Source organism: Rhizobium sp. C4 (assembly GCF_021026315.1).
Classification (GTDB): Bacteria; Pseudomonadota; Alphaproteobacteria; order Rhizobiales; family Rhizobiaceae; genus Ensifer_A.
In genome coordinates, this window is record NZ_JAJNCX010000001.1 from 13,757 (window position 1) to 29,331 (window position 15,575).

Annotated in this window: 13 protein-coding genes; 9 read left to right on the forward strand and 4 right to left on the reverse strand. The window is 62.5% G+C overall.

Features of this window, described 5'->3' with window-relative positions; all coding sequences use genetic code 11:
- The 4 genes from LQK84_RS00075 to LQK84_RS00090 all read left to right on the forward strand — a co-directional run bounded on the left by LQK84_RS00075 (position 1) and on the right by LQK84_RS00090 (position 4,538).
- Positions 1–924, forward strand: a complete 924-nt coding sequence (locus tag LQK84_RS00075; RefSeq protein WP_230826579.1) for an ABC transporter permease — start codon at positions 1–3, stop codon at positions 922–924.
- A gap of 25 nt (positions 925–949) precedes the next feature.
- Positions 950–2,032: a BMP family ABC transporter substrate-binding protein gene (locus tag LQK84_RS00080; RefSeq protein ID WP_230826580.1), complete on the forward strand. Its 1,083-nt coding sequence runs from the start codon at positions 950–952 to the stop codon at positions 2,030–2,032.
- Between the two features lie 350 nt (positions 2,033–2,382).
- Complete coding sequence (locus LQK84_RS00085) at positions 2,383–2,802, forward strand: TadE/TadG family type IV pilus assembly protein (RefSeq protein ID WP_230826581.1); 420 nt, start codon at positions 2,383–2,385, stop codon at positions 2,800–2,802.
- A 2-nt stretch (positions 2,803–2,804) separates the two neighbouring features.
- Positions 2,805–4,538 carry a TadG family pilus assembly protein gene (locus LQK84_RS00090; RefSeq protein WP_230826582.1) on the forward strand — a complete coding sequence of 578 codons (1,734 nt, stop codon included), beginning with the start codon at positions 2,805–2,807 and terminating at the stop codon, positions 4,536–4,538.
- Positions 4,539–4,607: 69 nt separating this feature from the next.
- Here LQK84_RS00090 and radC read toward each other — a convergent pair whose 3' ends face one another.
- The 4 genes from radC to LQK84_RS00110 are packed head-to-tail and all read right to left on the reverse strand — an operon-like array spanning position 4,608 to position 8,850.
- The gene (radC, locus tag LQK84_RS00095) at positions 4,608–5,450 is read right to left on the reverse strand and encodes a RadC family protein (RefSeq protein WP_230826583.1); all 843 of its coding nucleotides are present in this window, start codon (positions 5,448–5,450) and stop codon (positions 4,608–4,610) included.
- Positions 5,450–6,274: a type I methionyl aminopeptidase gene (map, locus tag LQK84_RS00100; protein ID WP_230826584.1), complete on the reverse strand. Its 825-nt coding sequence runs from the start codon at positions 6,272–6,274 to the stop codon at positions 5,450–5,452. The genes radC and map overlap by 1 nt, the downstream gene beginning before the upstream one ends.
- A 45-nt stretch (positions 6,275–6,319) precedes the next feature.
- A complete protein-coding gene (gene sfsA / locus LQK84_RS00105; protein ID WP_230826585.1) occupies positions 6,320–7,018 on the reverse strand; it encodes a DNA/RNA nuclease SfsA in 699 nt (232 codons plus the stop codon).
- Positions 7,019–7,020: 2 nt separating this feature from the next.
- Positions 7,021–8,850, reverse strand: coding sequence for a PHA/PHB synthase family protein (locus LQK84_RS00110; protein WP_230827251.1), 1,830 nt, complete (start codon positions 8,848–8,850; stop codon positions 7,021–7,023).
- 155 nt (positions 8,851–9,005) lie between these two features.
- Between LQK84_RS00110 and LQK84_RS00115 the strand changes: the two genes are divergently transcribed.
- The 5 genes from LQK84_RS00115 (at position 9,006) to LQK84_RS00135 (ending at position 15,499) form a co-directional block, all read left to right on the forward strand.
- Positions 9,006–9,311 (forward strand): hypothetical protein, encoded by a 306-nt coding sequence (locus LQK84_RS00115; protein WP_230826586.1) that lies wholly within the window; start codon positions 9,006–9,008, stop codon positions 9,309–9,311.
- Positions 9,312–9,467: 156 nt separating this feature from the next.
- Positions 9,468–10,691, forward strand: coding sequence for an LL-diaminopimelate aminotransferase (locus LQK84_RS00120; RefSeq protein ID WP_230826587.1), 1,224 nt, complete (start codon positions 9,468–9,470; stop codon positions 10,689–10,691).
- 62 nt (positions 10,692–10,753) lie between these two features.
- Complete coding sequence (locus LQK84_RS00125; protein WP_230826588.1) at positions 10,754–12,064, forward strand: homoserine dehydrogenase; 1,311 nt, start codon at positions 10,754–10,756, stop codon at positions 12,062–12,064.
- A gap of 259 nt (positions 12,065–12,323) precedes the next feature.
- A complete protein-coding gene (locus LQK84_RS00130; RefSeq protein WP_230826589.1) occupies positions 12,324–13,526 on the forward strand; it encodes an efflux RND transporter periplasmic adaptor subunit in 1,203 nt (400 codons plus the stop codon).
- Between the two features lie 11 nt (positions 13,527–13,537).
- A complete protein-coding gene (locus LQK84_RS00135) occupies positions 13,538–15,499 on the forward strand; it encodes a MacB family efflux pump subunit (protein WP_230826590.1) in 1,962 nt (653 codons plus the stop codon).
- Positions 15,500–15,575 lie beyond the last annotated feature (76 nt).

The following is a 15,575-nucleotide window of genomic DNA, read 5'->3' on the forward strand; positions in this document are numbered from 1 at the left end:
ATGAGCACTGAATTCATCATCGCCGCCATCGTCACCATCGTCGGCCTCACCACCCCGATCCTGCTCGCAGCACTCGGCGAACTCGTCGTCGAGAAGGCCGGCGTGCTCAATCTCGGCGTCGAGGGCATGATGCTGATGGGCGCGATCTGCGGCTTTGGCGCGACGGTCTCGACCTTCAATCCCTGGCTCGGCATTCTCGGTGCTGCCGCCGGTGGCGCCTTGTCCTCCATGCTGTTTGCCGTGCTGGTTCTGGAGCTGAATTCCAACCAGGTGGCGACGGGGCTGGCGCTGACGATCTTCGGCACCGGCCTTTCGTCACTGATGGGCCTTTCCTACACCGGCTTCATCGTCCCGGTCTTCGGCTCGATCTTCCCGGCGTCGCTGGCGAGCGATCCCTATCTCAAGGTCATCTTCGGCTATTCGCCGATCGTCTATTTCGCCATTGCCATGGTGCCGGTCGTGGCCTGGTTCCTCAAATCGACCCGCGCCGGCATGATCCTGCGCGCCGTTGGCGAGAACGACCTCTCGGCCCATTCCATCGGCTATTCGGTCAAGGGTGTGCGCTATGCGGCGATTGCCTTTGGCGGCGCGATGGCGGGCATTGGCGGGGCCTATTTCTCCATGGTCATCACGCCCATGTGGGCCGAGAAGATGACGGCGGGCCGCGGCTGGATCGCGCTGGCGCTGGTCGTCTTTGCCGGCTGGCGGGCAGGGCGCCTGCTCGTCGGGGCCTATTTCTTCGGCATCCTCATGGCGCTCGAACTTTATGCAAAGGCAGCCGGCTTCTCGTTCCTGCCGTCGCAGTTCTGGGCCGCCATGCCCTACCTCATGACCATTATCGCGCTGTCGGTGATTTCGATGCGCGACCGCTCGGGCGGCAACGCCCCGGCCTGCCTTGGCAAGCCGTTCCTTCCATCAACCTGAAACGCCCTGACGATAGGAGTTCACCATGGCTATCATTACCCGCCGTACATTCATACAGGCAGCCGGCGCTGCCGCGACGCTGCCCGTGCTCGGCAACAAGGCCTTTGCAGCTGAGAAGATCAAGATCGGCTTCATCTTCCTCGGCCCCGTCGGCGACTACGGCTGGACCTGGGCGCATAACAAGGGCCGCGAGCAGGTCGAGAAGGAACTCGGCGACAAGGTCGAGACCGTCTATGTCGAAAACGTCCAGGAAGATGCATCCGCGATCCCGGTCATCCGCGACCTCGCACAGCAGGGCTGCAAGCTGATCTTCACGACGTCCTATGGCTACATGGACCAGACGATCGCGGTTGCCAAGGAATTCCCGAACGTCAAGTTCGAGCATTGCACGGGCTACAAGCGCGCCGACAACGTCTCCACCTATAACTCCAAGTTCCATGAAGGCCGCGCCGTTCTCGGCACGATCGCCGGCAAGCTGTCGAAGTCCGGCACGCTCGGCTATCTCGGCTCCTACAAGGTTCCGGAAGTCGTTCTCGGTGTGAACTCGTTTGCGCTGGCCGCGCAGAAGCAGAACCCCAACGCCAAGGTCAAGCTCGTGCTCATCGACAGCTGGTTCGACCCGCCGAAGGAAGCTGCCGCAACCGAAACGCTCGTCAACCTCGGCTGCGACATCGTCACGACCCACACCGACAGCCCCGGCCCGCTGCAGATCCTGCAGCAGAAGAAGCTCTACGGCTTCGGTCAGGGCGCCGACATGTCGCGTTTCGCACCGGACGCTCACCTCACGGCGATCGAAGACATCTGGGGCCCCTATTACGTCGAACGCGTCAAGGCGATCCTCGACGGCTCCTGGAAGTCCGCCGATACCTGGGATGGCATGAAGGAAGGCACCGTCAAGATCTCGCCCTACAACAAGGCAGTTCCGGCTGATGTCGTGAAGCTGGCCGATGACATTCAGACCGGCTACAAGAACGGCTCGTATGACATCTTCAAGGGCCCGATCTACGACCAGGCCGGCACGCTGAAGGTCAAGGAAGGCGAAGTCATGAAGCTCGCCGACCTCGCCGTCATCGACTGGTTCGTCAAGGGCGTCGAAAGCGCCGCCTGATCGGCCATGCGCATCATCCGGTTCGCGAACCGCGCCGGAAAGCAGGAAACGGAAAAGGCGGCCTGGGCCGCCTTTTTCAATCCAGGCACACCCTGCGCCTTCCTCAAGACTCCAGGGCAATCGGCGTCCAGAAATGGCGCACTTGCTTCGATAAACTCTTATTTAGCTTAAGCTAATTTTGGCGTGATACTCGGACGATAAACTGCACAATTGTCGAGTTATCCTGCAGCTTTGAATTATATTCTGCCGAAACTGCGTTATTTCGGCAAATGCTAGCAATTTTATACACGGGCCTAATTCGCCGTAAATATAGCGTGCTTACTATGGGTGCATAATTCAGGAGTATTCGTGTGCCCAGTTTGATTACGATGTTGCGGCGCCGCGACGGAGCATCAGCCGTCGAGTTTGCCATTCTTGCGCCCATCTTCATCGCGGGCCTTTTGTCGATGGTCGGTTACGCGATCTATCTTTCGGCCTCCGCAAGCGTGCAACAGATGACGGAAGAGGCGGCGCGGGCCGCTGTGGCGGGGCTTTCTGCGTCCGAGCGGCAGTCGCTTGCCGAACACGCTGTGGCGATGAGCATGAAGGATCGCGCCTTCATCGATCCGAAAAAGGTCAAGGTGACCGTCAGCGGACAGGATACCGACCGCTATTCGATCCAGGTTGCCTATGACGCCGCGGATCTGCCGATCTGGTCGCTGTTCACCTATGCCTTGCCGGCCACCAAGTCTATTTCAAGAACAACCGTGATGCGCGTCGGAGGCGCCTGACCATGGCGACTTGCCTTTCCCGATTCTTCAAGTCCAGAGACGGCAATATCGCCGTGACGGCCGCGCTCTCCGCGCCGCTCCTGATTGCCGGTCTTGCCATCAGTGTCGACTACTCTGCCTTGCTGAAGCAACGGCGCTCGGAGCAGGCCACCGTGGATCTGGCGGCCATTGCGGCGGCAGCCGATCCCGGTCAGGCGAGGGTGCTTCTGCAGCGCTACTATGCGGACAATGGGCTGAACTATGCCGTTCAGGAAGGCGGATCGGTCTACCTTCCGGGTGGCAAGACCGCACCGTCGGTCACGTCGTTGGATGTGGCGGGAGCTCCCGATTGCATTGCAACGGTCGAGACCGGCCATTTCGAGGCTGACCCGGCCTTGCCCGTCTCCGAGCGGTTCCAGCCCGGCGCGTCGGTTCCGGATGCCGTGCGTGTGAAGCAGCAGTGCCGCGGCCGTCTCTATTTCGCCTCCGCCGTCATGCCCGAACCCGATATCAACGTTTCGGCAACGGCGGCGTCGAAGAAGCTCGCTTCCTACTGGATCGGCAGCCGTCTCGGCAGTCTTGACGGCGGGCTCGCCAACGCCGTGTTCGGTGCGCTGTTCGGCACCACCGTGTCCCTCAAGGTCGGGGACTACAATGCGCTTCTCAGCGCCAATGTCGACGTGCTTTCCACGGTCAAGGCGCTGGCGACGAATATCAACATGTCGGCGGTGACCTATAACGATCTTCTCGATGCAGACGTGACGCTCGCGCAGTTCTTCCGGGCAATGCGTGTCGGCGGCAATCTCAGCGCCTCCGCGCAGGCATCGTTACGCCTGCTTGAAATCTCTGTGTCCCGCAGCAATCGCACCTTCAAGCTGTCGCAGATCCTCAATCTGGCGTCCATCGGCAAGCAGATGGTCGGCACCGGCTATGGCGGGACATCGACCGCGGATGCGCTGGGTCTCATTCGTGCGGCCGGTGCCGTCTCCAACGGCCGGTATCAGGTCGAGCTGACCTTCGATTACAATGTACCCGGACTGGGAAATGTCAATTTCAGGCTCATGATCGGCGAGCCGCCGGTCGGCGCCCAATCGGTCGGGATCAACACGCCGGGCTCGCTGGTGCGCACCGCCCAGATGCGAACTCTCGTGACATTCACCCAAGGTCTCCTGCCGTCCATGGCGGGGGTAACGCTGCGGGTGCCGATCTATATCGAGGCCGCCAACAGCGAGGCGCGGCTCAGCGACATCCAGTGCAAGGCGGGCAAGGTGACCGGCGTCAAGGTCGAGACCTTCCCGGGGCTGGCCGAACTGATAGTGGGCGATGTCGACGAGACCGCGTTCATCAACTTCGGCAACAAGCCGCGCGTGACGCCGGCGACCCTGGTCGCGGCACCGGGCGTGACCGTGAAGGGATCGGCGCAGGTGGATGTCAACAATATATCCGGCACGCTGATGGACTTCAACCGCACGGAGATCGATGCGAGCAAGGTCAAGAACGCCAGCGTCACCACGCCCATCACCTCCTACCTGACGAGCATCATCAAGCACCTGGATCTGGATGTGAACGTGCTTGGCGCCGGCAGCAGCTCATGTATCGCAATGCCGTGGTCAGCACCGCTCTCGGCGCTGACTACCATGACACTGCCGGCCGATCGCGTTCTCGCCACCTACATGTTCATCTATGGCTACAAGATCGGCGAGGCCGATGTCAGCGTGACGGGCGGATCCTGCTCGGCGCCGTCGCTCGTGCTGTGACCGGGCCCGGCATTCCGGTTTCGCGAAATTGCTGACGGAGGGCCGGTTCCCGTCTTGTCCGGGGCCGTCTCAGATCAGCCTCAGACCCTTGAGGCTGACATGGCCTTCCTTGCCGATGATGATGTGATCGTGGACGGTGATGCCCAGAGGCTTTGCGGTCTCGATGATGGTCTTCGTCATCTCCACGTCGGCGCGCGAGGGTGTCGGGTCGCCGGACGGGTGATTGTGGACGAGAATGATGGCCGTCGCCGACAGGTCGAGCGCGCGCTTGACCACTTCGCGCGGATAGACCGGCGTGTGGTCGACCGTTCCCTTCTGCTGGACTTCGTCGGCGATCAGCGCGTTGCGCTTGTCGAGGAAAAGGATGCGGAACTGTTCGCGCGTCTCGTAGGCCATGGCGGCGTGGCAATATTCGACCACGGATGACCAGGAGGCCAGCACCTTCTTGCCCTTGAGCTCGCTTTTCAGCATGCGGTGGGCGGTTGATGCGATCAGCTTGATGTCGGTCGCGACTGCCTCGCCGACGCCCTTGACCTCCGTCAGGCGCGCAGCTTCCGCGCCGAAGACGCCGGCCAATGTGCCGAAGCGGTCGAGCAGCGCCTTGGCGATCGGCTTGGTGTCCCGGCGGGGGATGAGGCGGAAGAGCAGGAGTTCGAGGATTTCGTAATCGGCAAGCGCCGTATCGCCGTGGTCGCGGAAGCGGGTGCGCAGGCGCTCGCGGTGGCCGTGGTAATGGTGTTCGGGTGAGGACGTTTCCTCGCCCTGCGGCGTGGCGCGGGTGGCGGCTTTGGGGCGCTGGCGCGGTTCGGCAAAGAAGCCGCGTTCGTCCCCTTCGACACTGGCGGAAAAATCGTCCGGGTCCTCGGCAGCTGCCGGTTCGTCCAGACGATCCTTGCCGCCGGTTGCCATCATCAGGTGAGCCCCGGCCTGTCGAGCCCGGCGGGCGAAAGCGTGAAGATCTCGCAGCCCGTCGCGGTGACGCCGACGGTATGCTCGTATTGCGCGGTCAGCGACCGGTCGCGGGTGACGGCCGTCCAGCCGTCGGCCAGAACCTTCACATGGGGGCGGCCGAGATTGATCATCGGCTCGATTGTGAAGATCATGCCCTCACGGATTTCCGGACCTTCATGGGCGCGGCCGTAATGCAAAATGTTCGGCGTGTCGTGGAAGAGCCGGCCGACGCCGTGACCGCAGAAGTCGCGCACGACCGAGCAGCGTTCGGCCTCCGCAAAGGTCTGGATGGCTTCGCCGATGGCGCCGGTGCGGGCGCCGGGCCGTACGGCCGCGATGCCGCGCATCAGGCTCTCATAGGTGACTTCGAGAAGACGGATGCCGGCGCGCTTGACCTCGCCAACCGGATACATGCGGCTCGCGTCGCCATGCCAGCCATCGAGAATATAGGTCACGTCGATATTGACGATGTCGCCGTCACGCAGCGGCTTGTCGTCGGGAATGCCGTGGCAGACGACGTGGTTGATCGAGGTGCAGACCGACTTGGTATAGCCGCGATAGTTCAGCGTCGCCGGCAATGCGCCATTGTCCATGCCGAATTCGAAGACGAAGCGATCGATCGCATTGGTCGTCACGCCGGGCTGCACCATCGAGGCGAGCGCATCGAGGCAGCGCGCCGTCAGCTGGCAGGCACGGCGCATGCCCTCGAAGGCGTCCGGTCCGTAAAGCCGGATCGCGCCTGTGTTCTTGGGCGGTGCAGTGGTGGCGTCGATGTAGTTGACCATGTCGATTCGGTAATTTCCGGATGTGCTTTTCTACTCTATGCCGGCTTACACAACCGGGATCAAGCTTTTCGCCGTAATTTGGGATTGCGAAACGGCGCAATCAAGCGCGTAGGCTTCGACACCGCGGGTTCTGGCGAGTTCGAAGGCTCTGGCATAGGCCGGATCGAGATCGGCGCAGATGCGAAATGCGGAACAGTCGCCGCGCTGGATGACATAGAGCATCACGGCGCGATGGCCGGCCTCCACCATGTCGCCAAGCTCCACGAGATGCTTTGCGCCGCGCTCGGTTTTCGTGTCGGGAAATTCGGCAAGGCCGGGCGTGCGGCAGAAATGGACGTTCTTCACCTCGACGTAGGCGGCAGGCAGGCCTTCGCCGGTGAGCAGGATGTCGATGCGGGAATTGACGCCATAGCGCTTTTCGCGGGCGAGGATGGGATAGGGCGCAAGCGAGGGGATGAGACCCGAAAGGATCGCCTCCTCGGCAATCCTGTTCGGCATGCCGGTGTTGACGCCGACCAGCGTACCATCGGCCTCGATCATCTCGAACTGGTGCGCATATTTGCGGCCCGGCTTGTCGTGGAGCGACATGAAGATGCGGCTGCCGGGTGTCGTCAGTCCCAGCATGGAGCCGGTGTTCGGGCAATTGCCGGTGATGATCGAGCCGTCTTCCAGTTCGGCGTCGAAGAGGAAGCGCTTGTAGCGCGAAATCAGCCGGCCTTCGACCAGCGGCGGGTCAAACAGCAAGGTCAGACCCGGACGCGGACATAGGAGCCCGGCGCATCCTCGATCGGGTTGATATGCTCGCCGCCGGGCTTGCGGGCCGGAACCCGCTTGTTGTGCTGGTTCTCGATCCAGGTATGCCAGTGCGGCCACCAGGAGCCCGGCGTTTCGACCGCCTGTTTCACCCAGGTGTCGAAATCGCCCTCGGGCGCGGGGCCGGTCCAGTACTGATACTTGGTCTTGTAGGGCGGGTTGACGACACCGGCGATGTGGCCGGAGCCGGACATGACATAGGTGACATCGCCGCCAAAGACCTGGCTGCCGACAAAGACCGACTTGGCCGGGGCGATATGGTCCTCGCGGGCGGCAAGGTTATAGACCGGGATCTTCACGTCATGCATGTCGAGCGTGTGGCCGCCCATCTTCATGCGGCCCTGCGAGAGATTGTTCTCCAGATAGCAGTTGCGCAGGTAGAAGGCGTGGTTGGCGGCGGGCATGCGGGTGGAGTCGGCATTCCAGTACAGCAGGTCGAAGGCCGTGGGTTCGACGCCGCGCAGGTAGTTGTTGACCACATAGGGCCATATGAGTTCGGACGCGCGCAGCATGTTGAAGGCCAGCGCCATCTTCGAGCCGTCGAGATAGCCATGTTCCTTCATGGTATCCTCGATGGTCTTCATCTGGTCTTCGTCGACAAAGACCTGCAGGTCGCCGGCATAGGTGAAGTCGACCTGCGTCGTGAAGAAGGTGGCCGAGCGGATGCGGTCGTTGCCTTCCTTGGCGTGAAGCGCCAGCGTTGCCGCGAGCAGCGTGCCGCCGACGCAATAGCCGATGGCGTTGACCTTGCGTTCGCCCGTTGCCTTTTCGATGACCTCCAGCGCGAAGTCGATGCCCTCGCGGGCATAGGCTTCCCAGTTCTTCCTGGCGTGCCGCTCGTCGGGATTGACCCAGGAGATGACGAAAACGGTGTGGCCCTGGTCGATGCACCACTTGATGAACGACTTTTCCGGATTGAGGTCGAGGACGTAGAACTTGTTGATCCAGGGCGGGCAGATGAGGAGAGGGCGCTTCAGCACCTCTTCCGTCGTCGGATCGTACTGGATGATCTGGCAGACATCGTTTTCGGCAACGACCTTGCCGGGTGTGACGGCCATGTTCACGCCGACGGCGAATTTCGACATGTCGGTCTGGCGGATGCGCAGGTCGCCATGGCCGGCGGCAATGTCTTCCGCCAGCATCTTCATGCCCTTGACGAGGTTTTCGCCATTGCTGGCAATCGTCTCGCGATAGACTTGCGGATTGGTCAGCGCAAAATTGGAAGGCGACAGCGCCGAGATGATCTGGCGCATGTAGAATTCGGCCTTGTGGCGGGTATGCGCGTCCAGGCCTTCGGTCTCGTCAACGAGGCGCGTGGCCCAATCGGAGGCGACGAGGAAGACCTGACGGAGGAAGTCGAAGAAGGGGTTCTTTTCCCAGTCCTTGTCGGCGAAACGCTTGTCGGCCTTGGCGGCGGGTTCCTGCGCCTTGTCGCCGTTGAGCTTCTGCATGGAATGCATCCAGACCGACATCATCGCGCCCATCAGGCGCGTCTGCGCCTCGAGCGTTCGCGAAGGGTCCGTCATCCAGAACTCGATGACCTTGGAAAGGGTTCGCACCATGTCGCCGACGGGTTCGATGACGTGATCGACGATTTCGCCCTTCTCGCGCGGCTCAAGCCAGAGCGAGGCAGCCTTGCCGGCATTCTGGACCGCACGGGCCAGATTGACGGTCATCGCTTCCGGATCCTTCAGGATATAGGGCTCGAACACAGAAGGATCGATCCCGCCGAATGGTGGCTTCTGGGCATTCTCCCCCCGCATCTCCTCCGCCAAATCTCGTCCTCCCGGAATTTTGTCGTTTTGATTTGCGCCATTGTGCCGTAAAAGACTGGGAAGTTCTATACGTGAGATTGCAGATTCGAGAGGCGGCACATTTGTTTTTTCTACTGAAACGCCGTTTTCCGTGTGCGGCGGCCGTGCTGTCATGTTCGATGCTGCTTGCCGGCTGCATGTCGACGGATGTCGCCAACAACACGCCGACGCCAGCGGGCATGAACAATTCCGGCGTCTACCCCTATGTCGGCGAAAAACGCGAAGTGGCGACGACGCAGATGAGCGACGCGGAAGCGGCCTCGATCGGCACAAAGCTGCAGGCACTGGCCGACCAGCGCAAGGCCGGCAAGGTCTCCGAGGCCGACTACAACCGCAAGGTCGAGGAAATGCGCAAGCTGAACACGGCGACGCAAGCCGCCGCCAAGGCTGACGCACCGGCATCCAACTGACAATTTGTCCTTGCGTTTCGTGGAATTTGGGCGATAAGCCTTCGCCGATCCGGCTTGAGAGAGGTTCGCGCCGGACCGCGCTTCACATGACATAAGACGAACCTTGCCAACTGCGACGGTGAGCCTGTCTCGGGGCAGCCGTCCTTGGAGCCGATGATGGAAGAGTTTCACAAGGTCAGACGCCTGCCACCTTACGTTTTCGAACAGGTCAACCGTTTGAAGGCGAGCGCGCGAGCCGGTGGTGCGGATATCATCGACCTTGGCATGGGCAATCCCGACCTTCCGACCAACAAATTCATCGTCGACAAGCTGGTCGAGACCGTTCAGCGGCCCGACACGCACGGCTATTCCTCGTCCAAGGGCATTCCCGGCCTTCGCCGCGCGCAGGCCGCCTACTATGCCCGCCGTTTCGGCGTGAAGCTGAACCCCGACACGCAGGTTGTCGCGACGCTCGGCTCCAAGGAAGGCTTTGCCAACATGGCGCAGGCGATCACCGCGCCCGGCGACGTCGTGCTTTGCCCCAACCCGTCCTATCCGATCCATGCCTTCGGCTTCCTGATGGTCGGCGGCGTGATTCGTTCGATCCCGGTCGAGCCGGACGCTGAATTCTTCCGCGCGCTCGAACGCGCCGTTGCCCATTCGATCCCGAAGCCGATCGCCATGATCCTCTGCTACCCGTCGAACCCGACGGCGACGGTGGTCGAGCTCGACTTCTACAAGGATGTCGTGGCATTCGCGAAGAAGCATGACATCTTCGTGCTTTCGGATCTCGCCTATTCGGAAATCTATTTCGACGGCAAGCCGACGCCCTCGATCCTGCAGGTGCCGGGTGCCATGGATATCGCCGTCGAGTTCACCTCGATGTCGAAGACCTTCTCCATGGCCGGCTGGCGCATGGGTTTTGCCGTCGGCAACGAGCGGCTGATTTCGGCGCTGACGCGCGTGAAATCCTATCTCGATTACGGCGCCTTCACGCCGATCCAGGTGGCTGCGGCCGCCGCGCTCAACGATCCGGATATCGAGCAGCATATCGAGGAAGTGCGCCAGACCTACAAGCGTCGCCGCGACGTCATGGTAGAGAGCTTCGGCCGCGCCGGCTGGGATGTGCCGCCACCGGCAGCCTCGATGTTTGCCTGGGTGCCGGTGCCGGAAAAGTTCCGTCATCTCGGTTCGCTGGAATTCTCCAAGCTCCTGATCGAGAAGGCCGAAGTGGCCGTCGCACCGGGCATCGGCTTCGGCGAGCATGGCGACGACTATGTCCGCATCGCGCTGGTCGAGAACGAGCATCGCCTGCGCCAGGCCGCGCGTAATATCAAGAAGTTCTTCGGCACGGCGGACGACACGCTGCATAACGTGATCTCGCTCGAGGCGCGCCGCTGAGACTTCATATCCTGCCCGCGGCCACGGGTCGCGGGCTCCTCAACCAAAATCGGGAATGACGCATGACTGATGCCCTGAAGATCGGCATTGCAGGTTTGGGAACCGTGGGCGCTTCGCTCGCGAAGATTCTTGCCGAGCGCGACAATATGCTGGCGATTGCCTGCGGACGCGCAATCAGGGTGACAGCCGTCACGGCCCGCGACAAGACGCGCGACCGTGGCGTCGATCTTTCGAACGCGCAGTGGTTCGACAATCCGGTCGAGATGGCCAAGACTGCCGATATCGACGTCTTCGTCGAGCTGATGGGTGGTTCGGGCGATCCGGCGCTTGCGGCTGTCGAAGCTGCCCTGAGCCGTGGTCTCCATGTGGTGACGGCCAACAAGGCACTGCTTGCCGCCCATGGCGTGAAGCTGGCGGCGCTGGCGGAAGAAAAGGGCTCGATCCTCAATTTCGAAGCGGCCGTTGCCGGTGGCATTCCGGTCATCAAGGCGCTGCGCGAGTCGCTGACGGGCAATACCGTCTCCCGCGTTTACGGGATCATGAACGGCACCTGCAATTACATCCTGACGCGGATGGAGAAAGAAGGTCTTTCCTTCGCCGATTGCCTCAAGGACGCACAGCGTCTCGGTTATGCCGAGGCCGATCCGACCTTCGACATCGAGGGCAATGACACGGCGCACAAGCTCTCGATCCTGACGAGCCTGGCCTTCGGCACCGAGATTGCGGCCGACGACATCTATCTCGAAGGGATCAGCAATATCTCGATCGAGGATATCCGGGCTGCGGCCGATCTCGGCTACAAGATCAAGCTGCTCGGCGTCGCCCAGAAGACTGAAAGCGGCATCGAGCAGCGCGTGCATCCGACCATGGTGCCGCATGACAGCGTGATCGCGCAGGTCGACAGCGTCACCAATGCGGTGGCGATCGAGAGCGATGTGCTCGGCGAACTGCTGATGGTCGGCCCTGGCGCCGGCGGCAATGCAACCGCCTCTGCCGTCATGGGCGACATCGCCGATATCGCCAAGGCGCGCCCCGGCGTGCAGGTCGCACCGGCGCTCGGCCGTCCGGCGAAATCGCTGGCACCTTACAAGCGGGCCGGCATGCGCTCGCATGAGGGCGGCTATTTCATCCGCCTGACGGTGGAAGACCGCGCCGGCGTCTTCGCCAGCATTGCGACCCGCATGGCGGAAAACAAAATCTCCCTCGAATCCATCGTCCAGCGTCCCAATCAGGACGATCCGGACGGTCCGAAGACGATCATTCTCGTCACGCACGAGACCATGGAAGATGCCGTGCGCAAGGCCGTCTCGGCCATCAAGGGCGAAGGCTATTGCGTCGGCGAGCCGCAGGTGATCCGCATCGAGCGGCCGTAAAGGTGGGGTTGGCGGCAAATGGTGCATGCCTCTTCGGGAAGCAGCATCTTTCTGCCGTGATCCCTCGATAGACGATCCATGTTCATCCGGATGTCAGGCGGGCACCTTATCCGGATGAGCGAGAGGAGCGCAGGGTCTTGCGCTGGATCAAGGCTGGTATGCGTCGCTGGACGGCACCATATCAGTCGGGAACCGGTCGGTACTCTCGCACGTATCACATCGGGCAATATTTCGGCCCGATGCCAATTGGAAAGAGGACATGAAAGCCCGCCTGTTATTGTCACTCGTTGTCCTCGCCCTTCTGGCCGGCGGCGGATATTTCATCTGGAAACGCTATTTCACCGTCGAGGCACCGCGCTACATCACGGCGCCGGTCACGGTCGGAACCGTCTCTGAATCGGTTCTGGCAACCGGCATCCTGAAGCCGCGCAAGATCGTGGCTATAGGCGCGCAGGTGTCGGGCCGCATCATTGCCCTGCATGTGAAGCCGGGTGACGAGTTGAAGGAAGGCGATCTCGTTGCCGAGATCGATTCCGTGTCGCAGGCCAATGACCTGCGCAAGTCGAAGGCCGCGCTGGCGGTCGTCCAGGCGCAGCTTGCCGAAAAGCAGGCCAATCTCGAAAACGCAAAGGTCGTGCTGGAGCGGCAGCAGCAGGTCTATGACAGCCGCGCCGGTTCGCGCGCCGACCTGCAGACCGCCGAGGCCAATGTCAAGGTCATAGATGCGCAGATTGCAGCGCTCGAAGCGCAGATCATCCAGGCGCAGGTGACGGTTTCCACGGCCGAGGCCAATCTCGGCTATACGAAGATCAAGGCGCCGATGGATGGGACCGTGCTCTCGGTGGTGAACCAGGAAGGCCGGACCGTCAATGCCAACCAGTCGGTGCCGACCATCGTCATTCTCGGCGATCTCGACACGATGACCGTGCGTGCCGCCATATCGGAGGCCGATATCGTGCGGGTGAAGGCGGGGCAGAAGCTGCGCTTCAATGTGGTGGGCGATCCTGCCCGCCAGTATGACGCGACGCTTTCGGCCATCGAGCCCGCGCCGGAATCGATTACGGACGACACGGCCGTCTCTTCAACGGCATCCAGCTCGGGCTCCGGGTCATCCTCCTCGACCACGGCTGTCTATTATGTCGGCACGTTCGACGTCGCCAACAAGGACCGGCATTTCCGCACCTACATGACGGCCGAGGTGAAGATCTTCATCGACGAGGCCAAGGACGCGCTGACCGTGCCGTCATCCGCCGTGTCTGCAGGCAAGGAGGGCAGTTTCGTCCGTGTCCTGACGGCGGAAGGTAAGGTCGAGCGGCGCAAGGTCGAGGTCGGGCTCGACAACAAGACGACGGCGGAAATCCGCTCAGGGCTTGAAAAGGGCGAGCGCGTGGTTGTCGGCGAGGGGGCCGCGCAGCGCCAATCCTCGCCGTCGTCATCGCGGCGCGGCCCCTCGCTGTTTTAAAGGATGATCGGATGAGCGAGCCGATCATCGAACTGAAGCGCCTGCGCCGCGACTATCCGTCCGGCGATGGCGTGCTGACGGTCCTGAAGGACGTCGACCTGACGATCCTGCGCGGCGAGATGGTCGCGATCGTCGGGCCCTCCGGCTCGGGCAAGTCGACGCTGATGAACCTGATTGGCCTGCTCGACAGCCCGACATCGGGCAGCTACATCGTCTCCGGCCGTGAGACCAGCAAGCTCGACGGCGACGAGCGCTCGGCGCTGCGGCGCGAGCATTTCGGCTTCATCTTCCAGCGGTATCACCTGCTGCCCGAACTGACGGCGCTCGGCAATGTCGAGGTGCCGGCGATCTATGCCGGCACCGACCGCAGGCGGCGCCAGACGCGCGCGGGCGACCTGCTGACGCGGCTCGGCATTCCGGATCGGCTCGACCATCGGCCGGGCCAGCTCTCTGGCGGACAGCAGCAGCGCGTTTCGATTGCCCGCGCGCTGATGAATGCCGGCGACGTGATCCTCGCCGACGAGCCAACCGGGGCGCTGGATCAGGCGAGCGGCGAAGAGGTGCTGAAAATCCTCGACGAGCTCAACGCCGAAGGCAAGACGGTGATCATCGTCACGCATGACATGAATGTCGCGCGCCGGGCCGGGCGGATCATCGAGATCGCCGATGGCGTCATCGTTGCGGACCGGGTCAATCCGGACAAGGCTGCCACCGAGACCACGCAGCCTCCCGCTGCAAGGCCCGCAACCCGAAAGAGCTTCGGGCTGTTCGGCATGGCCGACCGTTTCCGCGAGGCCTTCTCCATGGCGCTGCTGGCGCTGAAGGCACACCGGCTGCGCACGTTTCTCACCATGCTCGGGATCATCATCGGCATCGCCTCGGTCGTCTGTGTCGTCGCACTGGGCGAGGGGTCGCAGCGCAAGGTGCTGGAGAACATCTCAAGCCTGGGGACCAATACGCTCGAAATCTTTCCGGGGACCGGGTTCGGCGACATTCGCTCGAACAGGATCACCACGCTGGTCGTGGCGGATGCCGACGCGCTGGCGGGGCTTTCCTATGTGAGCGCGGTGACGCCGACGGTGTCGAAGAATGCGACGGCCCGCTTCGGCTCCGTCGCGGCCACCGCTCTGGTGAACGGGGTGGGGCCACAATATTTCGCGGTGCGCGGCTCGAAGCTGACGGCGGGCAAGCTCTTCGGCGACGAGGAGGTGGCGAACCTCACGCAGGACGCCGTCATCGACACCGACACCGCCAATGCGCTCTTCAGCGACAGCGGCGTCGATCCGGTCGGGCAGACGGTGTTTCTGGGCGATGTGCCGGTGCGGATCATCGGCGTGATTGCCCCGCAGCAGGGCGGCTTCGGCGCGCGCAACAACCTCAACCTCTACATGCCCTATTCGAGCGTCCAGGCGCGTTTCGACGGTCGGCGCGCGCTGCGATCCATCACCGTCCGGATTGCCGACGACGCGGCGACCGACATTGCCGAGGCCGGCGTCACGCAGTTCCTGACCGACCGGCATGGCAAGAAGGACTTCTTCATCCTCAACACCGACGACATCCGCCAGACGATCACGCAGACGACGCAGACGTTGACTTTGCTGGTGGCGGCCATTGCCGTCATCTCGCTGATCGTCGGCGGGATCGGCGTGATGAACATCATGCTGGTCTCCGTCTCGGAGCGCATCGGCGAGATCGGTGTGCGCATGGCAGTCGGCGCGCGGCGGGCGGATATCCTGCAGCAGTTTCTGATCGAGGCGGTGCTGGTCTGCCTCATCGGCGGCGGGCTGGGGATCTCGCTGGCTCTCGGCTTCGGCTGGGCGTTCAATGCCGCAGGGCTTGGTTTCTCGCTGGTGTTTTCGAGCGAGTCCATCGCGGTTGCCTTCTTCTGCTCCTTCCTGATCGGCGTCGTCTTCGGCTTCCTTCCGGCCCGCAATGCCTCGCGGCTCGATCCGGTGGCGGCGCTCGCACGGTGAGACTGCCTGTTCAACACCGTGTGGAAATCCCGGCAAAGCCTTGACCCGCCGGGCCTTGCCATAGACAAGATGCCGC